The sequence below is a fragment of the Roseibacillus ishigakijimensis genome (genome assembly GCF_016595415.1).
GTDB lineage: Bacteria > Verrucomicrobiota > Verrucomicrobiia > Verrucomicrobiales > Akkermansiaceae > Roseibacillus > Roseibacillus ishigakijimensis.
This window is the reverse complement of sequence record NZ_JAENIO010000035.1, coordinates 25,427-45,489: the sequence shown is the minus strand read 5'-3', so window position 1 is coordinate 45,489 and position 20,063 is coordinate 25,427. Positions and strand designations below refer to the sequence as shown.

General features: G+C 58.5%; 21 protein-coding genes and 1 tRNA gene. 14 read left to right on the top strand and 8 right to left on the bottom strand.

Features of this window, described 5'->3' with window-relative positions; translation table 11 throughout:
• The first annotated feature begins 369 nt into the window (after positions 1-369).
• From JIN78_RS12720 to JIN78_RS12675, 10 genes are all read left to right on the top strand, one after another.
• Positions 370-762, top strand: coding sequence for a hypothetical protein (locus JIN78_RS12720; RefSeq protein WP_200392357.1), 393 nt, complete (start codon positions 370-372; stop codon positions 760-762).
• 384 nt (positions 763-1,146) lie between these two features.
• Positions 1,147-1,635: a DUF6584 family protein gene (locus JIN78_RS12715; protein WP_200392356.1), complete on the top strand. Its 489-nt coding sequence runs from the start codon at positions 1,147-1,149 to the stop codon at positions 1,633-1,635.
• Between the two features lie 89 nt (positions 1,636-1,724).
• Positions 1,725-2,870, top strand: a complete 1,146-nt coding sequence (locus JIN78_RS12710) for a TMEM43 family protein (RefSeq protein WP_200392355.1) — start codon at positions 1,725-1,727, stop codon at positions 2,868-2,870.
• A 45-nt stretch (positions 2,871-2,915) separates the two neighbouring features.
• Positions 2,916-3,620, top strand: a complete 705-nt coding sequence (locus tag JIN78_RS12705; RefSeq protein ID WP_200392354.1) for a peptidylprolyl isomerase — start codon at positions 2,916-2,918, stop codon at positions 3,618-3,620.
• A gap of 86 nt (positions 3,621-3,706) precedes the next feature.
• Positions 3,707-4,426: a glycerol-3-phosphate 1-O-acyltransferase PlsY gene (plsY, locus tag JIN78_RS12700; protein WP_200392353.1), complete on the top strand. Its 720-nt coding sequence runs from the start codon at positions 3,707-3,709 to the stop codon at positions 4,424-4,426.
• A 27-nt stretch (positions 4,427-4,453) separates the two neighbouring features.
• The gene (locus JIN78_RS12695) at positions 4,454-5,446 is read left to right on the top strand and encodes an NAD(P)H-dependent glycerol-3-phosphate dehydrogenase (RefSeq protein WP_200392352.1); all 993 of its coding nucleotides are present in this window, start codon (positions 4,454-4,456) and stop codon (positions 5,444-5,446) included.
• Between the two features lie 60 nt (positions 5,447-5,506).
• On the top strand, positions 5,507-5,800 hold the full coding sequence (locus JIN78_RS12690) for a hypothetical protein (protein ID WP_200392351.1): 294 nt from the start codon (positions 5,507-5,509) through the stop codon (positions 5,798-5,800).
• 100 nt (positions 5,801-5,900) lie between these two features.
• Entirely contained in the window at positions 5,901-6,908 is a 1,008-nt protein-coding gene (locus JIN78_RS12685) for a polyprenyl synthetase family protein (RefSeq protein WP_200392350.1), read from the top strand.
• 229 nt (positions 6,909-7,137) lie between these two features.
• Positions 7,138-7,656 carry a transcriptional regulator NrdR gene (gene nrdR / locus JIN78_RS12680; RefSeq protein WP_200392349.1) on the top strand — a complete coding sequence of 173 codons (519 nt, stop codon included), beginning with the start codon at positions 7,138-7,140 and terminating at the stop codon, positions 7,654-7,656.
• Between the two features lies 1 nt (position 7,657).
• Positions 7,658-8,227 carry a hypothetical protein gene (locus tag JIN78_RS12675; protein ID WP_200392348.1) on the top strand — a complete coding sequence of 190 codons (570 nt, stop codon included), beginning with the start codon at positions 7,658-7,660 and terminating at the stop codon, positions 8,225-8,227.
• A 54-nt stretch (positions 8,228-8,281) separates the two neighbouring features.
• On the opposite strand, the gene JIN78_RS12670 is transcribed toward JIN78_RS12675, so the two are convergent.
• Positions 8,282-8,611: a hypothetical protein gene (locus JIN78_RS12670; protein WP_200392347.1), complete on the bottom strand. Its 330-nt coding sequence runs from the start codon at positions 8,609-8,611 to the stop codon at positions 8,282-8,284.
• Between the two features lie 180 nt (positions 8,612-8,791).
• Here JIN78_RS12670 and JIN78_RS12665 point away from each other — a divergent pair, with 180 nt between their 5' ends.
• Together JIN78_RS12665 and JIN78_RS12660 are read left to right on the top strand one after the other, a co-directional pair.
• Positions 8,792-9,139 carry a histidine triad nucleotide-binding protein gene (locus JIN78_RS12665; protein ID WP_200392346.1) on the top strand — a complete coding sequence of 116 codons (348 nt, stop codon included), beginning with the start codon at positions 8,792-8,794 and terminating at the stop codon, positions 9,137-9,139.
• 83 nt (positions 9,140-9,222) lie between these two features.
• Positions 9,223-12,672, top strand: a complete 3,450-nt coding sequence (locus JIN78_RS12660) for a pyruvate carboxylase (RefSeq protein ID WP_234037978.1) — start codon at positions 9,223-9,225, stop codon at positions 12,670-12,672.
• 96 nt (positions 12,673-12,768) lie between these two features.
• Here JIN78_RS12660 and JIN78_RS12655 read toward each other — a convergent pair whose 3' ends face one another.
• Positions 12,769-14,025, bottom strand: coding sequence for a DNA methyltransferase (locus tag JIN78_RS12655; protein ID WP_200392344.1), 1,257 nt, complete (start codon positions 14,023-14,025; stop codon positions 12,769-12,771).
• Complete coding sequence (locus JIN78_RS12650) at positions 14,025-15,650, bottom strand: S1 family peptidase (protein ID WP_200392343.1); 1,626 nt, start codon at positions 15,648-15,650, stop codon at positions 14,025-14,027. Before JIN78_RS12650 ends, JIN78_RS12655 begins: the two co-directional genes overlap by 1 nt.
• Positions 15,651-15,784: 134 nt before the next feature.
• Between JIN78_RS12650 and JIN78_RS12645 the strand changes: the two genes are divergently transcribed.
• Together JIN78_RS12645 and radC are read left to right on the top strand one after the other, a co-directional pair.
• Positions 15,785-15,860 (top strand) — tRNA-Phe (locus JIN78_RS12645).
• Positions 15,861-15,930: 70 nt separating this feature from the next.
• Positions 15,931-16,629, top strand: coding sequence for a RadC family protein (radC, locus tag JIN78_RS12640; RefSeq protein WP_200392342.1), 699 nt, complete (start codon positions 15,931-15,933; stop codon positions 16,627-16,629).
• 60 nt (positions 16,630-16,689) lie between these two features.
• Here radC and JIN78_RS12635 read toward each other — a convergent pair whose 3' ends face one another.
• The 5 genes from JIN78_RS12635 to JIN78_RS12615 are packed head-to-tail and all read right to left on the bottom strand — an operon-like array spanning position 16,690 to position 20,042.
• Complete coding sequence (locus JIN78_RS12635; protein ID WP_200392341.1) at positions 16,690-17,472, bottom strand: cytochrome c oxidase subunit II; 783 nt, start codon at positions 17,470-17,472, stop codon at positions 16,690-16,692.
• A gap of 3 nt (positions 17,473-17,475) precedes the next feature.
• Positions 17,476-17,685 carry a hypothetical protein gene (locus tag JIN78_RS12630; RefSeq protein WP_200392340.1) on the bottom strand — a complete coding sequence of 70 codons (210 nt, stop codon included), beginning with the start codon at positions 17,683-17,685 and terminating at the stop codon, positions 17,476-17,478.
• An 11-nt stretch (positions 17,686-17,696) separates the two neighbouring features.
• Positions 17,697-17,900, bottom strand: coding sequence for a hypothetical protein (locus JIN78_RS12625; protein ID WP_200392339.1), 204 nt, complete (start codon positions 17,898-17,900; stop codon positions 17,697-17,699).
• Positions 17,901-17,906: 6 nt separating this feature from the next.
• Positions 17,907-18,287, bottom strand: a complete 381-nt coding sequence (locus JIN78_RS12620; RefSeq protein ID WP_200392338.1) for a cytochrome C oxidase subunit IV family protein — start codon at positions 18,285-18,287, stop codon at positions 17,907-17,909.
• 6 nt (positions 18,288-18,293) lie between these two features.
• The gene (locus JIN78_RS12615) at positions 18,294-20,042 is read right to left on the bottom strand and encodes a cytochrome c oxidase subunit 3 (RefSeq protein WP_200392337.1); all 1,749 of its coding nucleotides are present in this window, start codon (positions 20,040-20,042) and stop codon (positions 18,294-18,296) included.
• Between the last annotated feature and the right edge of the window lie 21 nt (positions 20,043-20,063).

The following is a 20,063-nucleotide window of genomic DNA, read 5'->3' as shown; positions in this document are numbered from 1 at the left end:
ATCAGCCCGGGGTTGCCACCCCGCACCCCGCCAAGCTGAGTCAGCTTGACCACATTTGGTTTTTCGCCCCCCAACCCCCGCCGGGGGCTTCCCCCCTCCCGTCCCCCTGGGGGAGCCCCGCCTTCCTTTTTCAACCCCTCGGGCATCGTCCTGACTTTCCACACTCACCATCATCACAAGTCTCAGAAAATGAAAAAATCTTGAAGTGAACTTCAAATTACCCTTGACTGCCTTCTCATGGAAGGCGCAGCACCGCAAATCCGACCGAACTGCCGAGTCGGAGATTGACTGGAGGAGGGGACGTGGTAGAAGGAGTGAAAGCGTGCTGAGTCGGTCGGATTTGGTGTACTGAAACGTTCGCCTCAAAAAATGACGACATTCTTCGCAGCGGTTTCAGTGATTGCGGGCGTCTTTATGATTGCATCGATGTCGCGAGGAAGATTCCCGTGTTTTCTCGGCGGATGCGCAGCAATTCTGACAGGAGTATTTACCTTGGCACTACCCTACTTGGATGCCGTCCAGCCGATCGGATGGCTCTGGTTTTGCATTTGGATCGCATCCTTGCCGGCTTTGGTGGCCTGCGTTGTTTCGCTGATTATTCTCACAACCAAGGATAGGAAGCTTTTAGCCGTGACTGTCTTTGGTGTGATCGCGATGCTTTCCAACGTTTCTCCGACTCTGGCTTTCATTGATGCAGCTGCATCCGGAGTAGTGGACGCTGGAGACAAAACCAACGCGAATCGGGTAGGTGATGGGTTCTAACCATCACCCCCCACACCACCGGACATGCGGCTTTGCTTGTGCTTCGCTGCGGCCATGCGCTTTTCGCTTCGCACAAAGATGAGGTCGCTTCACTCCGTTGGGCGACCGGGCATTGCATCCGGAGCCCCTTGGTCGAAAAGCCAGCGTCGACTACCTCCACACGCTCCGAGTTCCTTTGGGCCAGTCTCCCATGTTTTTTGTGGTTCTTGGAGGCTTTGGTGAACTCCTCACAGCGATTCGCGGAGGCCTCGGCGAGGCCTCCCTACCGCGACTCCTTCGGCGGAGCTCCTTGACAGGTTTCGTAAGCTCAGTGACTGCAAGCCCGCTCCTTTCAAATAGAACTGGTCGGGACGATCACCGCCCCCAAGAAATCCAACTCGAGAAATGCCTGTAGAAGCCACCATTGGAAAAGCGCGTGCAGAGCTTGCTGCGGGTAATCACAGGAGGGCGAAAGAAATCGTTCACTCCAGTCTCGGCAACTACGGGTATTCTCCAAAGCTGTATCGGTTCTACGGTGAAATCCTTCTTTCCATGGGCGATGAGCTTCAGGCAGGACGCTACCTTTTCTACTCTGTCGACAATCCGAACACCGTTGAGCGCGAGGCAATCGACCTATTTCTGGAGCGGCATGGGGGTGAGAATTTCAAGGCCTTGCTTGCTGCAGGTCCGAAATTCCACGCTCAATCTCTCAGTGATTTTCCCTCTTTTGCTAGAAGGCGGCTTAGTGAACTGGGAGCGCCGGAGAATTTGGAACGGGCCATGAAGTCAGACAATCTCGGCTGGCTCTGGTTGTCCGGATGTCTTCTAGCAGCCTTGGTGATAATGGTTCTCGCGGTGATTGGAGCGTTCACAGTCATTCAACATCTCTTCTGACCAGAAGGTCGCATCGGGGAGGCGGGGAAGAAAGGCATCGGGGGAAGAAAGGCATCGAGTTTTTTCCTGCATTCCCCTAGGCTCGGGCCATGAATTTGTTTTCGCAAAGGGGATGGTTCCGTCGCTTAGGCCGGTCCTTCAAAGGTATCGTGGCGGGGCTGGTCCTGGCCCTCGTGGCGGTGGTGATGCTGGTGGCCAATGAGCGCAATGCGGTGCGCGACCTGCGGGCCAATAGTGAGCTGGGCCGGGAGGTGGTCTCCATCCCCAGCGAGACCATCGATGCCAGCAAGGAGGGACAACTGGTGCACCTCACTGGCCAAGCAAAGACCGGGGATCGGGTCGCCAATGAGGAGTTCGGGATCAGCGAGGAGGCGGTGCGTTTGCGTTGGCAGGCAGAAATTTTCCAATGGACGGAGCGGTCGAAGAGCCGCAGCGACATTGGGGAAGAAGAAACCGAGGGGAGCGGGGCAGGCTATGTTTACGAGAAAAAATGGCTGCCAGAAGCGGTCGACTCCAGCGAGTTTGTGCAGCCGGGCCACGAGAATCCCGGCCCGGCCCGGTTCCGCTCGGGCGCGGCGCAGGCCGAGACGGTAACGGTGGGAGCCTTTCGTCTGCCGCCCGCGTTGATTGCCAAAATCGCCAGCGAGGAGCCCTATGCCCTGGCCGAAATCCCGACCAGCTTGGCCGACGAGTCGGCCCGCTTGCACGAGGGTGCCTTCTACACCGGCGATCCGGAGGCCCCGGCCATCGGAGACGAGCGGGTGAGCTTTACACTGACGCGCCCGGGACCGGTCTCGGTGATGGCCGTGCAAGAGGGCGGGAGCTTCGTGCCCTTCCGCGCGAAAAACGGCAAGACGCGCTTTTTGCTGAGTGAAGGCACCTTGGGTGCGGAGGAGATGGTGCAGCAGGAGGAAAAAAAGGCGGCTGGACTCCGCTGGGGACTGCGGGTCACGGGTTTCATCCTAATGACCATCGGTCTCGGTCTGGTGCTCAAGCCTCTCTCCGTGCTGGCGGACCTCATTCCTCTTCTCGGGAATCTCGTCGGAGCGCTCACCGGCATCGTGGCCGCCCTTCTCGCGGGCTGCCTGTCGCTCCTCATCATAGCGCTCTCCTGGGTCACCTTTCGTCCCCTCATCGCGATACCACTCTTGCTGGGGGCGGGGGTCATCCTCTTTTTTGCGGTCAAAATACTTCGCCGGGGCCAAGCCACTCCCCCGCCCCAGCCAGTCCCGTGACGCGGGCTTGCCTCCCCTGCCGTTTTCGCTTTCACTGGGCCCGACATGAAATTGATCATTCCGTTCTTCTCCCTCTTTTTGGCGGTTTCCTGCATCAAGGCCGACGAAAAACAAGAGTCCAAAGAATCCACTCCTGCCACCGCCGAGACCCCGGTCCTGGCGGAGGGTGAACCCCATCCCGCGCTGAAAGATCCTTCGCTGGCGAAGGAAAAAGCTCCCGAGACCTTCGAGGTCGTCTTCGAGACCACCAAGGGTGAGTTCGAGGTGAAGGTCAACCGCGAGTGGTCTCCTCTCGGCGCGGACCGCTTTTACAATCTGGTTAAGATTGGCTACTTCGAGGACATCGCCTTCTTCCGCGTGATCGAGGGCTTCATGGCCCAGTTCGGCATCCATGGCGACCCGGCCGTGAACAAGGTCTGGCGCGATGCCAACATCAATGACGACGGTAAAGCGGTGGTCTCCAACACTCCCGGCCGCATCACCTTTGCCAAGACCGGCGCTCCCAATTCGCGCTCGGTGCAGTTTTTCATCAACTACGGCAACAATGGCAACCTCGACGGCATGGGCTTCACCCCCTTTGGCGAAGTGACCAAGGGCATGGACGTAGTGAAGTCCATCTACTCCGGCTATGGCGAAGGTGCGCCTCGTGGTCGCGGACCAGACCAAGGCATGTTCCAGGCCCAAGGCAACGCGCTCTTGAAAAAGAGCTTTCCGGAGATGGATTACATCAAATCCGCCAAGCTCAAGTAAACCGGGCCTGACAATTCACCCCAGAGAAAGGCGGGTTGACGAAACCCGCCTTTTTCTTTCTCAAAAATCCCACTAGTCTCCCTTCCATGCCCTTCGCGCTCCCTCTCATTGCCTTCATCGTGGCAGCTACCCCCTTCGGCCTCATCATTGGCCGTCTGGTCAAAGGAATCGACATCCGCGAGCATGGCTCGGGAAATATCGGCACCACCAATGTCTTTCGCGTGCTGGGAAAAGGCCCCGGCATCGTCTGCCTCATTCTCGACATTCTCAAGGGCTTCCTGCCCGTGGTGGCAGCCATTAACCTGCTTCAATTCGTAGGACGCGAGCCCGTGCCCCACGTGGCCTTTCTCGACTCCTTGGCCCAGGTTCGTCCCGCCTCCGAGCAATTTTTCGTGCAACTGATTCACATCGTCACCGCCCTCTTTGCCATTCTCGGCCACAATTACTCCCCTTGGCTCAAGTTCAAGGGCGGCAAGGGCATCGCCACCTCTGCCGGAGTGCTCCTCGCCCTCATGCCCGCCGCCGTAGCCCTGCTCATCCTCATCTTTCTCGCGGTCTTCCTCACCAGTCGATACGTCTCACTGGCCTCCATCACCGCCGCCGCCTGCCTGCCCCTCCTCACCTTCTGGGGCTCTTGGTATCACGGCCGCATCGCCGATGGCACTTGGAACAAGCCCCTCTTCATCTTCAGCATCGTGGTGGCCGTGCTGGCCATCTGGAAGCACCGCTCCAACATCGAACGCCTCCGCAACGGCACCGAAAACCGCTTCGGAAAAAAGAAGCAGCAGTCGAGCACTGAGAACTGAATCCCCCCTGGCAATACCTTTTCCGACATGAAAACCACCATCATCGGCGCGGGTTCCTGGGGCACCGCCCTCGGCATCCTCGCCGCCTCCAACGGCCATCAAGTCACCCTCCTGACCCGCGACCCTGAGCATGCCGAAACCATGGGAGCGACCCGCGCCAACGAGCGCTATCTCCCTGGGGTGGGCCTGCCAGAGCCCGTCACCGCCAGCGCCCAGCCGGCGGAAGCCCTGGCCGGGGCCGAGCTCGTCCTCTTCGTCATCCCCACCTCCGGCTACCGGGAAACCGCGCAGAAGCTGCGCGACCTGATGCCCCCGCAAGCCGTCCTCCTCACCTGCGCCAAGGGCATCGAGCGCGGGAGCGGCCTGCGCATGTCGCAAATCCTGAGCGAAATCTATCCCGGGCACGCCATCGCGGTGCTCTCCGGCCCTAATCATGCGGAGGAAATCGCCCGTGGTCTTCCCGCCTGCGCGGTCATCGGTGCGGCCGAGGAAGAGCTCGCCATCCGCTTGCAAGACCAGTTCTCCACCGACACCTTCCGCGCCTACACCTCCACCGATATTGCCGGGATCGAACTCGGTGGCGCCATCAAGAATGTCTACGCTCTCGCCGCCGGCATTGCCACCGGTCTCAAGCTCGGCGACAACGCCCTCGCCGCTCTCGCCACCCGCTCGCTGGCGGAAATGACCCGGCTGGGAATGGCCTTGGGCGGACAAGCGGAGACCTTCGCTGGGCTTTCTGGCGTGGGCGATCTCATCGCCACCTGCTTCTCCACCCACTCGCGGAATCACCAGGTCGGCCTCGCCCTCGCTGCCGGAGACACCGCCGAAGAGGCCGAGAAACGCCTCGGTATGGTCGCGGAAGGCGTCCCCAACACCCTCTCCATCTACGAGACTTCCCGGAAAATCGACGCCCGCACCCCCCTCGTCGATGCCATGCACGCCATTCTCTATCAAAATCAACCTGCCCCTGCCGTGCTCCACCAACTCCTCACCCGCGACCATCGTGCGGAAGCCGATTGATGCGTCCTTGCCATGACTCCCAAAAAAACTCGGCTTCTCCGCCTAATTAAGACCCTGCCCATGATTCTGGGTATCGCCCTCCTCACTGCCGGGCTGAACTCCACCTACCACAACCGGGGACGAGAAGCCACTTATCGCAAAGTCGTCGACCCCATCCTCGACACCTACCTCCTCAATCCCACCAGCTCAAAGCTTCCCGAAAAAGAACGCATTTCCCTCCACCTCAAAATTATCGAAGCCCGCACGCACGCCACTCCCACACACCCCTCCTGGCTCATTCGCACCCTGCTTCTTACCGGCCTCATCCTCATCATTATTGGAGGACCTCTCAACAAGACCGAATCCCCTTCCTAAGCTCTCCCGCCTCTCTCTACTTTCACTAATTTCTGAAAAAACGTTTGCTTAGGTGACAACTTTGTGAAAAGTTCTTCTTAAGCCATCCGGAACTTTCAATATGAACCGAAAATTACAACTCCCCGGCCGCGCCAATCTCTTGGCTCCCTTTGACCTCGTTCGCCCTCACTTGAAAAAAGTGGAGTCCCTTCTGAACGAGCAGGTCAAAGCCTTCGACCCCGGGGTCGCGCCCTATGTGGACTATGTTTGTAATGCCTCGGGCAAGCGCTTGCGACCGGCCCTCGCCGTGCTCACTGGCGGCGCCCTCGGCCCGGTCACCGACGACCATCGCAAGCTCGGCAGTATCCTGGAGCTCATTCACGTGGCCAGCTTGGTGCATGACGACATCATCGACGGGGCCGACATCCGGCGCAAGCTGGCCACCCCCAATGCCAAGTGGGGTGATGGCTTGGCCGTTCTTCTCGGGGACGCCCTCTTCTCGCACGCCCTCATGATGAGCACCGAGTTCGATGACCTGCATCTGAGCCGCGAGATCGCCAAAGCCGCCCGCGAAGTGTGCCAGGGCGAGATTCTCCAGACCCAGCGACGCTTCGACCTCACCATGTCGCGACAAGAGTATTTCCGCCTGCTGGAAATGAAAACGGGCGCACTCTTTGCCGCTGCCACCGGTCTCTCCGCCTACCTCAGCGGAGCGGACAAGGAGACCCAGGAAGACCTCTATCAATTCGGCCTCAAGCTCGGCACGGCCTATCAGCTCTACGACGATTGCCTGGACTTGGTGGGCGAAGAGGAAGAGTTCGGAAAAACCCTCCGCACCGACTTGGAAAAAGGCAAACTCACCCTGCCCATTCTCCGTTTGCTAGAAAAAGCCAATCCGGCCCAGCGGGAGAAGTTGCAACAACGCATCATCAATCAGGAGCCCCTCGACCTGAGCATCCTTTCCGGCATTGCCGACTACGAAGGAGCCATCGATTACTCCATCGAGACCGCCATCAAGCTCCTCGGCGACGCTCGCGATCCCCTGCACTTCCTCCCCGATAACCAGTATCGGGCCGCCCTCTTCACCCTCGCGGATTACCTCCTCGATCTCCTCCAAAAACTGCGCTGAACGCGATTTGCTTTAGTTCTCTTAACTATTTGGAACCCTCGATTCTCAGCAATGGGAACGGGGGTTTTTTTGTGCCAAGAGCGCCAAATGAGTGGAACGGCAGGATTTCCCTAGCGGAAAAGTTTAAAAAAAGAGAGCCGTTGAGTCATAACGTCATTATAGCACGATTTTCCCTTTCGCCTTCCGCCCAGGTATCAAGACTCGCTCTTGCCTCCTCGGAGGCCCAGCCATGCGATGTGTTCAATGTGGTTCTCTCAAAGACAAAGTCCTCGACTCCCGGATGTCGAAGGATGGCACCTCGATCCGTCGACGGCGCATGTGCTTGGAGTGCGAGTATCGCTACACCACTTACGAAACGATCGAGCGCACCGAGCTCCAAGTGGTGAAGAAAGATGGCACCCGCCAACCTCTCAATCGGGAAAAATTGACCCGCGGCTTGACCAAAGCCTGCGAAAAGCGGCCCGTCCCACTCAACCGCATCGACCGGGCGGTGGAGGAAATCCTCACCGAATTGCACCACGATCATCTCGCCGAAATTCCCTCGGAAGTGATCGGGGCCAAAGTGATGGACAAACTGCACCAAATCGACCCGGTCGCCTACGTGCGCTATGTCTCGGTCTACCGCGAATTCGACGATGTCGGCGAATTCATCGCCGAGATTCAGAATCTCTCCCAACGCGCCAAACGCGATCCGCTGCAGCGCGACCTCATTCCCGTCAACCCCAATCCCTCCTCCAAAGCCCGTTGACATGATTTGCCTCGTTGGAAATCGTCCCATCCTGCAAGTTGGCAATCACCAGATTGTCGGCTATGAGGTGGATTGGATCGAGACCGCTCTGCGCCGGGCCTCCCTGGCCGCCGACCGGGATGATTTCCCCTTCATTGAGGAGGTTCGCGATGGGGTCATTTATTATCTGGAGCACAAGTGCTCACTGCGCCTTCTGCCTATTGAAGATCTTTACGGCCGCATGCGCCACATGCTGGATAAGATTGGTTGCAGCGCCATCGCCCGCGAACTGCGCGTCTTGACTCCCCCCTTGACTCTCTCGCTGGCGCGCACGGCGCGAAAGATACCCGCCGGATTCGAGCTCGGCTTTTTCCAGGAGCTGCGCAAGCTGCTTGATGAAGTGCACCAGCTGGGGGCCGAAGAAGTGCGCTTTACCGAAATCCAAGAGGCCACCCTCTTGCTCGCCGGCACCCGGGACTGGGACTCCCGGTGCGAAAAAATGCAGCGCGAAGTTCTCGATTTTCTCGAAATGACAGCTCAGGGCAAAGAGACTGCTAACGGAAAGCTAGCCCTCAAACTAGAAGCGGCCTGAGACAAAAGTCTTAGGCCGCGCTACGCGGTCGAACTAGCAAAGGTCTCCAGAAGACTACTTGATCTTGTTCTTTAAGCCTTCATACTCTTCCTCCATCCGGGCCAACTCCTGGCGTTTAGCCTCGATGGCGGAGTGCAAGTCGGCAAGGCGCTGGAAGACTTCCACCGCAGTAGCATTTTTCGGCAAAGGCAAAGTCGGACCAGATTCCTTCATGGTTCTCAACCAGCCATTTACAGTTATCGGAGAGATTCCGAATTTGCGCACTGCGGCGGAGACACCTCCCCTTCCCTTCTCCTGATTGACTTGGTGGACATACCGTAGAATGTTGGCTTTTTCCTCGTCGGTATAGCGCTTTGCCGTCCTCTTTTTCAATTTGTTCGTCATGCTGCAGTCAGCATTTCACATTTTTTATTAACATCAAGAACTAAAATTAATACGACACGATTCGAATGATTTTGATACGAAAAAGGGAATACCGCTGCCAGAAGGATACAAATATTTTGTAGATCTTCATCCAAAAGGAAAGTCTGGAAATTAGCGAGAGAGTGGTCACTATTTCAGGTCATGAGTGACCAGACCCTGTTTGAGAAGATCGTCGCCAGAGAAATCCCTGCCGAAATCATCTACGAGGATGAACAGTGCTGCTGCTTCCGCGACATCAGCCCCCAGGCTCCCACCCACCTCCTGCTGGTGCCCAAGCGAGTGATCCCCCGCATTGCGGCTGCGACGGAGGGTGATGCAGCCATCCTGGGACACCTCTTTTCCCGCATTCCCGCCATTGCCGCTCAAGAAGGCTTTGCTGAAGACGGCTTCCGGGTCGTGGTCAATAGCGGCCCCCACGGCGGGGAGACGGTTCCCCATCTCCACATCCACCTTCTCGCCGGCCGACCTCTGCAATGGCCTCCCGGTTAATCTGTTAGATTGAGAAAGAAAGTTCCCGGCAGGGTTTTCTCGACTCCCCGAAGCCATTTGGAATAGGGTGATCCTTGATGATCATGGATCTCTCGACTCACAAACTGATGGCCGCTAACCGCGGGGAAATTGCTATCCGGATCTTTCGGGCTGCCAACGAGCTGGGCCTCCGCACGGTCTCCATCTATGCGGAGGAAGACCGCTTTTCCCGCCATCGCTTCAAAGCCGATGAGGCCTATCAGCTCGATACCAGCAAGGGCCCGGTGGGGGCCTACCTCGACTACGAGGGGATCGTCGCTCTCGCCAAGAGCAAAGGGGTGACCATGATCCACCCGGGCTATGGCTTCCTCTCCGAGAACCCCGCTTTCGCGAAAGCCTGTGCCCGGGAAGGCATCATTTTCATCGGCCCCAATAGCGATTTGTTGGGCTCCATGGGAGACAAGACGGCAGCCCGCGCCCAAGCCCTCGCGGCCGGAGTGCCCGTGCTCCCCGGCACCGAGTCCGCCATCGCCGATCCGGATGAAGCCATTTCCGTGGCTCAGGAAATTGGCTTTCCGCTCATCATCAAGGCAGCCTTCGGAGGAGGGGGCCGAGGCATGCGGATCGTGGAAAAACCCTCTGAGCTCCCGGCCCGGCTGGCGGAAGCCCAGGATGAAGCCCAGAATGCCTTCGGCAATCCAGCGGTCTTCCTCGAGCGCTACATCAAGCGAGCCAAACACATCGAAGTTCAGGTCCTGGGTGACCAGCACGGCAACGTGGTCCACCTCCACGAGCGCGATTGTTCGGTGCAGAGGCGCTACCAAAAAGTGGTCGAAATCGCCCCATCCATCGATCTACCCGGCGATCTCCGCCGGGATCTTTGCCAATCGGCAGCCACCCTGGCCAAGGCCATTGGCTACGACAATGCGGGCACCGTCGAGTATCTCTACGATATGGATAGTCAGGAATGGTTCTTCATTGAGATGAATCCCCGCATCCAGGTCGAGCACACCGTGACCGAGTGTGTGACGGGCATTGACCTCGTGCAGTCGCAGATTCTCGTCGCCCTGGGCCACGACCTCCATGGGGAAGAGATTGCCATCCCGGCCCAGGAGGAGATCCCCTGCCATGGCTATGCCATCCAGTGCCGCATCACCACCGAGGATCCTGAGAAAAACTTTGCCCCCGACTACGGACGCATCGTCAACTATCGCTCGGCGGCCGGTTTTGGCGTGCGGCTGGATGCGGGCTCGGGCGACGCCGGCTCGGTCATCACTCCTTTCTACGACTCCATGCTGGTCAAGCTCACCACCACGGGCCGGACCTTTCACCGGGCCTGCCGCCGCATGGACCGGGCCCTGCGCGAATTCCGCATCCGCGGAGTAAAAACCAACATTCCCTTTCTGGAGAACATCATCAATGATCCGCTCTTTCTGGCTGGCGGGGCCCACACCAAGCTGATTGACGAAAAGCCCGAGCTCTTCCGCTTCACGCCCCGGCGGGACCGGGCCACCAAGTTGCTCAACTATCTGGCCGACCGCACCATCAATGGCAATGCGGAGGCCAAGAACTGGCGCCCGGCGCAACCCTTTGCCCGTCCGCGCATCCCCCACCCTTCGCGGGAAGCCTCCCCTGCCCCCGGCTCCCGCACCCTCCTTTTGGAAAAAGGGCCGGAAGCCTTCGCACAATGGATCCAGCAAGAGAAGCGCCTGCTCATCACCGATACCTCTCTGCGCGACGCCCACCAAAGCCTCATCGCCACCCGCATGCGGACCTACGACATGCTCGCCATTGCGGAATCCGTGGCCCGGCGCACCCCCAATCTGTTCTCACTCGAAATGTGGGGCGGGGCGACCTTCGACACCGCGATGCGCTTCCTCAAGGAAGATCCCTGGGAGCGACTCCGCGAGCTGCGCGACCGGGTGCCCAATATCTGCTTCCAGATGCTTTTCCGTGGTTCCAACGCGGTCGGCTATTCCAATTATCCTGACAACGTGGTGGCCGGCTTTGTCAAACATGCCGCCGACTCCGGGATGGATATCTTCCGTATCTTCGACTCCCTCAACTACCTCCCGAATATGAAAGTCGCGATGGAAGCCGCCCGGGAGCACGGCCAGGTCCTCTGCGAAGCGGCGGTCTGCTACACCGGAGACATCACCGATCCCGACCGGGCCAAATACTCGCTGCAATACTACGTCGACAAAGCCCGGGAACTGGAAAAAATGGGGGCCCACATCCTTTGCATCAAGGACATGGCCGGTCTTTGCCACCCCGCCGCCGCCCGCAAGCTCTTTGCCACCCTGAAGGAGGAAATCGGCATCCCCCTCCACTTCCACACCCACGACACTTCGGGCATCAATTCCTCCTCCGTGCTAGCAGCCGCCGAGGCCGGGGTGGACATTGCCGACCTCGCCATCGCTTCCCTCTCCGGCTCGACCAGCCAGCCCAATCTCAACTCAGTGTGCGCGGCGCTGCGAGGCCATGAGCGCGATCCGGGGCTGGATTTGCAAACTCTCAACGAGTTTTCTGATTATTGGGAGGAAGTGCTCACCCACTACACGCCATTCAACTCCGCCCCCCGGGCAGGCACGGCAGAGGTCTATCTGCACGAGATGCCAGGTGGACAATACACCAACTTGAAGGAGCAAGCCCACGCCATGGGGCTGGGCCACCGCTGGCAGGAGATCGCCCACACCTACGCCGACGTCAACCGGCTTTTCGGTGACATCATCAAGGTCACTCCTAGTAGTAAAGTGGTCGGCGACCTCACCATGCTGCTCGTCACCCGGAACCTGCAAACCGATGACCTCCTGACGCAAACGGATAAAATCGACTTTCCTGAAAGCGTTATCGACATGCTCATGGGCGGTCTCGGCCAGCCCGACGGCGGTTGGCCCCGCGAAGTGCAAAAAGCCATCCTCGGCAACCGCACCCCCTACACCGTCCGTCCCGGAGAACTGGCCGCGCCCGTCGACCTCGAGGAGACCCGGACCCAGCTCAGCGAGCAGCTGGGCCGCGAGGCTAACGAGGACGATCTCTACTCCCACCTGATGTATCCGCAGGTATTCGCCGCCTATCAACAGAGCCTGGCAGACTATGATCGACTGACCGTGCTCCCCACCCCGGCCTTCTTTTACGGCATGGCCATCGGGGAAGAAATCCATGTCGACATCGCCCCCGGCAAGACCCTCTTTATCAAACTCCTCTCCATCAGCGAGCCCGACGACGAAGGTCGTCGCACCGTCTTTTACGAGCTTAACGGCATGCCTCGCGAGACCACGGTGGTCGACCAAGCGCTCGGCAAGGAGGTGGTGGCCAATCGCAAGGCAGAGGACGGCAATGGCCGCCACATCGCCGCTCCCCTCCCCGGCATGATCAGCGAGGTGGCGGTGGCGGAAGGAGACTCCGTGGCCGAGGGCGACAAACTGGTCGTCCTCGAGGCCATGAAAATGCTCACCACGGTCTCCGCGCCTCAAGCCGGATTGGTTAAAGAGATCGTCCTCTCCAAGGGCAAACAGGCTGACACCAACGACCTGCTGATTGTCCTGGAATAGGGGGACCATCTTCCAGCAGTCATCGGGAGGCCTCCCCAGCCTCCCCACCTTTTAGCGAATCTCTCCGTGCCTCCCGGATTGGCGGTTCTCCTTTCGCTAAGAAAAATCCAGCTCTCCCTGGGAAACGGTGGAGAGCGCGGGAGGCTTGCGAAAAAGCACGATGCGATTGGTGTTTGTTCCCTTCGACAAGTTATCCACCCCCCAGCAATTAGCGGTTTTGGTAAAGCTTTGTTGATTCACAAGAACGAGCTCCACCGCCAGTCCGGCCGCGCGACCGGCAGGAATGGCATGGTCTTCGAGCAGAATCGCCCCCTTCTTCACCTCCCCCACTTCGAAGGCGAGGTGACCGCCGGGCTTGAGAACCCGCACCAACTCCCGAAGCACTTTTTCCATCGCCGCTTGCCAATCACTCACACGCCGGAATCTTGAAATCGGCACCTTGCTCGCATTGATGCCATTGAACCAGCACCGCAGCCAATTGTCTCCCTGATAGTCAACCACATCCAAGAACGGAGGCGAGGTCACGATCAGGTCCACGCTGGCGGTGGCCAGTTCCGGAGTGCGGGAGGCATTCCCCGTGAACAGCCGGGCCGATTGCCCTCGCTGGAGAAAGTCCCCATCTTCCTCGTGATTGACATGCTTGAGCAGAAGGCGGCTCTTCTTGGCCAGAATAGCGGGAATATCCCGTGGTTCCGGCACCTGATGGCGCTTGGCATTGATCTTTCGCTGCGCGATGAGCGAAGCCGCTTGATTGGGAGGCAGGGTGTAGACCGAAAAAAAGCCGACGGAATGTCCGGTGAGGCGATTGGTAGCCACCATGCGCAGCCAGTGATCAACGGCATCTTGCTCCTCGCCCTTCTCGCGAAAATACCGCTGCAGCGCCCGCAACCCGGTCAAGGTCTTGGGATGAAAAAACACCGTCAGGTCTTCTTTCCATCCCCGCGATCGGCCCTCAAAGGAGAGTTCGCTAAGCCGCTTCTGAACCTCCGCAAGGCGAGGAGGTCGCAAGCGCGGTGCCAGCAGGAGCCGGGACAAGGGATTGACATCACACCCCACCGCCTCGCGCCCGAGGAGGGCCGCCTCCAAAACGCTGGTGCCCCGCCCCATGAAGGGGTCATAAACCGTCCCCCCCGCTGTAGTGAGCCTGGTGATGAAAAAGCGCGGCAGCTGGGGCTTGAAGCAGGCGCGATAGGATATCTCGTGTAGAGAATGGGCCGCCCGTTGCCGCGCCGTCCAGAACTCGTTGACGAAATAAGGAACACTCGCCCCCGCGAACGAACGGTGAAAACAACGGCTTGGCTGCCCGAATTCGCTGAATTGCGCGAGTTCGTCGCCAAGGGAAGAAACGCTCATCACTTCACCGCGTTCAGCGCATCCTTCAGCTTGTCGAGGGCCTCTTGACGAAAGCTCTGGGAAACCTCCACCGCAGGGCGGTGAAAGGTGGTGAAGGCGCTCTCGGGCAGACTTTGCTTGGCAGCACTGCGGCCGACCGTTTCAAAAAAGGAGCGCAGGCGACGATTGACATCGGTCTCACTCATCCGTCCCCCGGCAGCCTTCACTTTTTCATGGAAGTCCATGATGGCGCTCACCACGCTGAGGCTGCGGTTTGCGGCGAGCACATCCTTTATCGACTGTCCTCCGCCCACCTGGGCATCGAGATTCAGCCCCTCTTCCCCCGCCTCCAGCTCGGCCACCGCAAAGAGAAAGCGGGAAACGGCATCATAATCGCTGATGATCTGGTGGGAAGCCACAAAGCGCCCGAGCTCGGTGCCATCCCATTCCTGGTCGATATCAACCCGGGCGACCTGGGGACGGGCCCGCGTGGGGCGCGCCTCCTCCTCCCAGCCATCGCGCTTCTCGGGCTGCTCCACGGTCACCACTCCAAGCACTTCTCCTTCCGCAGTCAGCAAGGGAGCCCCGATAGCCTCGGTGAGAACGTTGGTCGAGACGTCGTAAGTCTCCTCTGAGACCCGCCGCAAGCGCCCGTCTTCTTGCTTGGTCGTGCCCCCGGTGCGGCTCACCACCGAGAGCATGCTCCCCGGCTCCAGGGAGACCCCTTCGGCGACCTCCAGAAAGGTAGAGACCGGAGTCGTGATCGCCACCCGGGCCAGATTGCGTGCTCCCACCACCTGGATGTCACCAAAGCTCTCCAGAGTGTTGCCTTCGGCATCGACCACCTGGAGGTTGGGATTGTTGTCAAAAACATGGGCCGCAGTGTAAAGGTAAGTGGCGATGCCATCCTGGGCAAAAAAGCCGGTGGCATTCACCCGATCGCCAGAGAGAGAGACGAGCGCTTTTTCCACCCGTCCCGAAAGGCTTTGCAGCTTCTTTTCCTGCTCTTCGCGCTCCAGACGCCGCTGCTGATAGGCGGACAACTCGCGTCCACTTTCCTCCTCCCCGGCGTCCTCTGTCGGGTTGAGAAAGGCCGCTAGCTCGGCTGCCCGCTGGGCCACCTCTTCCTCACTGCGCAAAAAAAAACGCTCTTTCCACTCTGCCGGGGCAGTCTCGCTATCCAGCACCGCAAAGCCGTCGGCGTGCTTCAGCTGCACCTCCGTTTCCGTCACCTTGGCAATGACCACTTGGTTGAGAGTGTTGCCATTCACTTCCAGCGTGGCAATCTCCTCGCCTTCCGCCGCCTCGCGGACCTTGACCTCATACTTCTTCTGGTAGTCCTCGTATTCCTTGCGCAGCTCGCGCAGCTGCTCTTCGGTCTCTTCCTGCTTGTTCTGCAACTCCTCGAGTTCCTTGGCCTTTTGCTCGGCTTCCTGAGCCTGCTTCTCGAGAGCCTCGAAGTCCTGCAGCTTGGCATCATACTCCTCCATTTGCTGCTCGGCGTCTTTCAATTTGTCCTGCAGCTGGGCATTTTCATCCTCCAAGAACAACAAATCCTCTTCCGAAGGAGCATTGGAGTCTTCCAGACAGCTCGACAGGGAGAAGCTGAAAATCGTGCCAACGAGAATGGGGTAAATAGGTTTCATGATGGAAAGATTTCTACCGCAGCCCGCCCACTGGCCAAGGCCAAAATGGGCCAACGCAAAAAAATGCAGAAAAGAGTCACTTTCCTCTTGTCAAAGACCCGCTGCCCGCGTAAATCCTCGCCCCCCGCCGAGACGGCCCGTTAGCTCAGTTGGTAGAGCAGAGGATTGAAAATCCTTGTGTCCCTGGTTCGATTCCGGGACGGGCCACCACTCTCGGCCTTTTTTGTGCCCGCATCTTTTTGGTTCCGCCCTTCCCTTTCGGCAGATTAGGCTCTGCCTCATGAAGTCCGGCAAACTGATTCATGACCTGCCCGAAGGAGAAAAACCCCGCGAGAAGTTGCTCCGCCTCGGTCCGGGAGCTCTCGGAGACGATGAGCTGCTCGCCATCTTTCTGCGCACCGGCGTGCCGGGCGAAAACGCCATCGCCATTGGCCGTCGTCTCCTCGACAACCACGGAGGCCTCCCCGGGCTCGCCCGCACCGAGACCCCCATCCTGGCCAAAGAACACGGCCTGGGCCCCGCCAAAGCTTGCCAGCTCTCCGCAGCCTTCGAGCTGGGAGTGCGCCTCGCGCGCCGCACCATCGACCGGGTGGAACTGAACAGCCCGGAACTCATCTACCGCCACATGGCCCCGCAGATGCAAAACCTGCGCACCGAATCCCTCCGCGTGGTGGTCCTCGATTCCCGCCTGCGCTGCCAAGCGGTACACGAGGTCTCCACCGGGAGCAGCAACCAAACCGTGGCTATTGTGCGGGACGTCCTCAGACCGGTCCTGCTCAACCAAGCCGTGCAATTCGCGGTCGTGCACAATCATCCCTCGGGCGATCCCACTCCCAGCCGGGCGGACGTCCAATTCACCCGCAACCTCAAGGAAGCCTCCGAACTCCTGGAACTCAGCTTGACCGACCACGTCATCATTGGCCAACCCTCCAGCCAGTTCGCCCCCTACTACTCCTTTGTCGAGAACGACCTCATCTAAACACAAAAAAAGGGCCCCAAAGGGAGCCCTGAAGATTGTTACCAAGAGTGGAGAGAGCGCTTAGTGAGCAGCCACCTCGGATTTTTGGGGCGTATTGCGTTCAAGCGCTGCAGCCGATTGCTCGGCGGCCCAAGAGTCGAAGGAGCTCTGCCGCACCACCTCCATAGTTCCCCGCATGTTGGCGTGCTGGTCGCCGCAAAGTTGGGCGCAGACCACATAGGTCTCAAGCTGCTTGGTGGGAGTGAACCACATGGGAATGTCCTGCCCGGGAATGGCGTCTTGCTGCACCCGCATCGGGACGATGGCGTAGTTGTGAATCACATCGGTCGAAGTCACCATCACGATGGAGGGCTTGTCGACGGGCACCTTCAATACCGAGGTGGTGAAATCATCCCACCCGTTCGGGTCATCGGGATCAATGCAAGGGTCACCCACATTGGAAGCGAGGTGCAGGTCGATGCGACCGAATTTGCCATCCGCACCCGGGTAGTGGTAATTCCAGGCGAACTGGTAACCGATGGCACGCACACGCACCGGGTCCTTCGCTTGAATGGACTCATAGTCATCAGTGCGCTCGCGCCAGAGAGGGAAGGCAAAGCCCAACAGGAGGACAGCCTCAATCACAACCACCCCGACCTCAAGGTGGGTGGACACGTGATTACGGACCCCCGTGTAATCGGCCTTGGGATTGCGGCGGGCGGCAAAACGCCAGAGAGTGAAGAGGAAAAAGAGAGTCCAGCCCACAAAAAGGGCCAACATGAACCAGTGGATCACAGCGATCATGTGATCGACGCCCCCTCCGTGAATGGAGAAATTATCCGTTACGCCGAGAAATTCTTTCATATATTAGTGAGTGCTTTGTGGATTGAAATCGTCTTGAAACCGCGGGTCGAGGTTCTCCTGCTCCCGGCGGGCCATGCGGAACATCACCACCGCCACCATGGCCAGGACGGCCACGATCACGACGAGGAGGAAAAGGATGGCCAAGCCGGCCGCGTTGCCGCCGACAGCGTGAAAAGCCTTGGCACAAGTGGTGCACGCGAGAGTCAAGTTCATTGCGAGAGGAGTTACAGAATCAGGTCTTTCGCCTTGCGGTAAAAGCGAATGCCATAGACGGGAAGAGCGATGGTAGCGAGAACCATCATCACCCCCAGAGCGGTCACCATCCACCCGCTGTCACGGGGGGCAAAGCCGAAGCTCCAGACCGCCACCCCCGCACAGAGCAGGGTGGCAAAGGTGATGAATACCAGATGAAATCCTCGCAGTGACATGAGTTTTTAATCTTCAGGGGTGTTGGTTGGGTCGTAGAAACCGGTCTTGTCACTGGTGGTGCCTTGGCCATACTCAATCGGGTCTTCGAAAGCCCAACCGGTCAAGCCCATCAGGCAAATACCGAAGACAATCGCCATGGCATAGAGGAAGTAAACCAACTTCTTCTCGTGGTTCAAGTGCATGAAGATCAACATCACCAGGGAGGCCTTGAAGGTCGCGATGAGCAAACCGATGATGGCATCGACATGGTCGAAACCGCGGCCGCCGAAGTCGAGAGCTTCAACCGTCGCCACCGCAACTGTAATGACAGTGAAGAAGAAGAGAGTGAGCCCGATGAGCAAATAGAGCTTCTGAGCCTTTTTTATTTCTGCAGGAGAATCAGCCATGGTGTGTTACATCAAGTAGAGGATTGGGAAGAGGAAGATCCAGACGAGGTCAACGAAGTGCCAGAAAAGGCCGCCGACTTCAACCCGGTTGGCGAGGTGCTCGGGATTGTTGAGGTAAATCTTCTTACCGAAGAAGAGGAAGTGACCGAGAACGATGATTCCGCCAATGACGTGAAGACCGTGGAGGGCGGTGATCAAGAAGTAGATGGCGTAGTAGTTGTTCCAACGCGGAGTAAACTTGGACTCCAGGTTTACTTCTTCCCGTGGAATAACCAGCTCGGGGAAATGCTTGGAATAGTCCGCAGTATGGCTGGGGCCGGTGAAACCGCTGAACGCGCCCATCACCTCTTTGCCTTCGCCCATGTTCACCAGCTCTTGCCAAGTGATGCGGTAGCGCTCGGTATCGGTCGGGAACTGCTTGGGCTGGCCATTCTTGTCGGTGCCATGCTCCTTGAGCAGCTCCTCCTCCAATTTGGCGATCTTGGCAGAATGCTGTTCCCAGAGGGCCTTCACTTCAGGATTGTTCTGCATGAGCCAGGTTTTCTCGATGGCCTCGGCAGGGTCGATTCCTTTCTCTTCAGCCCGCTGGGCAACGAAACGGAAGTCGATGGCGTCGGCAGCCATCTCGATGGCGCTGTGCTTGCTATCCAATTCCCCTTGCATGAGCGTGCCATCATTGAAGGAAAGTGCATCCGCACTTTCCCGCACGCGGCGTGGTGGGAAATAGAAGGTCTTGGCGGGCTCGAGTTCGAAGCTCACCGAGGACGAGCTCTCCACAATGAATTTGTCGAACTCTTCATCCGGGGCCAACTGATCGCGCAGCAGATAGGTGGGATTGTTCCGCTCTTCCGCAGGGAGGTTCTTGCGCAACTTGGCCCACGCATCCCGATTCTGGGCGGTCTTGATCTTGGCATTGTGCGCCTTGGCAGCGAGGTGGGTTTCGCTGAGTTTGTCCAGCAGGGTCAGCGAGAGAAGCTCACCCTTCTTAGCCAGAATCTCTTCGGATTCCTCGTGGGACTTGCGACCGACGAAATCGGCACTGAGGGTGAATTGGCTGCCCTGATTCTGGGCCTGGGTCATGATGTCCCGGATGAAGGGATCGTAGAAGTTCTCGAGATCCACGGTCAACCGGCTGCCCTTGAAGACAATTTTGTTGGTCTCGAAGGGATCGGAAACTTTACCGCCCTTCTTATTCTCACTCCCATGGGCTTCTGCCTCACCGCTGGCGGCAGTGAGATAAAACCCTTTCTCAGCAAACTCATTGACCGCCTGACCTTCGTCATGGCTATCTTGGCTTTTCCCGTCTTCGGGATGGTAGTGGTGCAAATGCCCCTCGCCATCGATGGTGAATTTGTGGGTGTGGCCTTCCACGACCACGAAGTCCTTCATGCGCACGGCCTGGTGATTCCACTTGGCGTCATATTCGAAGGCCTTCAGGACCATGAAGATTGCCGCACACAGCAGGGTGATCACCATATAGACCTGGAACTGCCGCCACTTGCGCATCTTGAGCGATGCCCAGGCAAAGACGACCGTCACCGAAGAAGCGATCAGAATGAAGGTGTTGATCAATCCGGGCACGATGGGAAGGGTCCGCTCCGGCCAAGGGAAGTCAGCATATACACGCAGGAAGACATAACCCGAGAAGAGGCCACCAAAGAGCATCACTTCCGAGGCCAGGAACAGCCAGATGCCGACTTTGGCATTGTAAAGGCCGGTATCCTTGCGAGGGGTAACGTTGTAGGGAATTTCCATGATATCAGGTGAAAAGCAGTG

Coding starts and splice junctions, on each gene's coding strand:
- JIN78_RS12635 (WP_200392341.1), bottom strand. CDS start 17,472: ATGAAAGAATTTCTCGGCGTAACGGATAATTTCTCCATTCACGGAGGG.
- JIN78_RS12655 (WP_200392344.1), bottom strand. CDS start 14,025: ATGAGCGTTTCTTCCCTTGGCGACGAACTCGCGCAATTCAGCGAATTC.
- JIN78_RS12715 (WP_200392356.1), top strand. CDS start 1,147: ATGCCTGTAGAAGCCACCATTGGAAAAGCGCGTGCAGAGCTTGCTGCG.
- JIN78_RS12710 (WP_200392355.1), top strand. CDS start 1,725: ATGAATTTGTTTTCGCAAAGGGGATGGTTCCGTCGCTTAGGCCGGTCC.
- JIN78_RS12630 (WP_200392340.1), bottom strand. CDS start 17,685: ATGAACTTGACTCTCGCGTGCACCACTTGTGCCAAGGCTTTTCACGCT.
- JIN78_RS12690 (WP_200392351.1), top strand. CDS start 5,507: ATGATTCTGGGTATCGCCCTCCTCACTGCCGGGCTGAACTCCACCTAC.
- JIN78_RS12685 (WP_200392350.1), top strand. CDS start 5,901: ATGAACCGAAAATTACAACTCCCCGGCCGCGCCAATCTCTTGGCTCCC.
- JIN78_RS12660 (WP_234037978.1), top strand. CDS start 9,223: ATGGATCTCTCGACTCACAAACTGATGGCCGCTAACCGCGGGGAAATT.
- JIN78_RS12620 (WP_200392338.1), bottom strand. CDS start 18,287: ATGGCTGATTCTCCTGCAGAAATAAAAAAGGCTCAGAAGCTCTATTTG.
- JIN78_RS12705 (WP_200392354.1), top strand. CDS start 2,916: ATGAAATTGATCATTCCGTTCTTCTCCCTCTTTTTGGCGGTTTCCTGC.
- JIN78_RS12720 (WP_200392357.1), top strand. CDS start 370: ATGACGACATTCTTCGCAGCGGTTTCAGTGATTGCGGGCGTCTTTATG.
- radC (WP_200392342.1), top strand. CDS start 15,931: ATGAAGTCCGGCAAACTGATTCATGACCTGCCCGAAGGAGAAAAACCC.
- JIN78_RS12615 (WP_200392337.1), bottom strand. CDS start 20,042: ATGGAAATTCCCTACAACGTTACCCCTCGCAAGGATACCGGCCTTTAC.
- JIN78_RS12695 (WP_200392352.1), top strand. CDS start 4,454: ATGAAAACCACCATCATCGGCGCGGGTTCCTGGGGCACCGCCCTCGGC.
- JIN78_RS12625 (WP_200392339.1), bottom strand. CDS start 17,900: ATGTCACTGCGAGGATTTCATCTGGTATTCATCACCTTTGCCACCCTG.
- nrdR (WP_200392349.1), top strand. CDS start 7,138: ATGCGATGTGTTCAATGTGGTTCTCTCAAAGACAAAGTCCTCGACTCC.
- JIN78_RS12665 (WP_200392346.1), top strand. CDS start 8,792: ATGAGTGACCAGACCCTGTTTGAGAAGATCGTCGCCAGAGAAATCCCT.
- JIN78_RS12650 (WP_200392343.1), bottom strand. CDS start 15,650: ATGAAACCTATTTACCCCATTCTCGTTGGCACGATTTTCAGCTTCTCC.
- JIN78_RS12675 (WP_200392348.1), top strand. CDS start 7,658: ATGATTTGCCTCGTTGGAAATCGTCCCATCCTGCAAGTTGGCAATCAC.
- JIN78_RS12670 (WP_200392347.1), bottom strand. CDS start 8,611: ATGACGAACAAATTGAAAAAGAGGACGGCAAAGCGCTATACCGACGAG.
- plsY (WP_200392353.1), top strand. CDS start 3,707: ATGCCCTTCGCGCTCCCTCTCATTGCCTTCATCGTGGCAGCTACCCCC.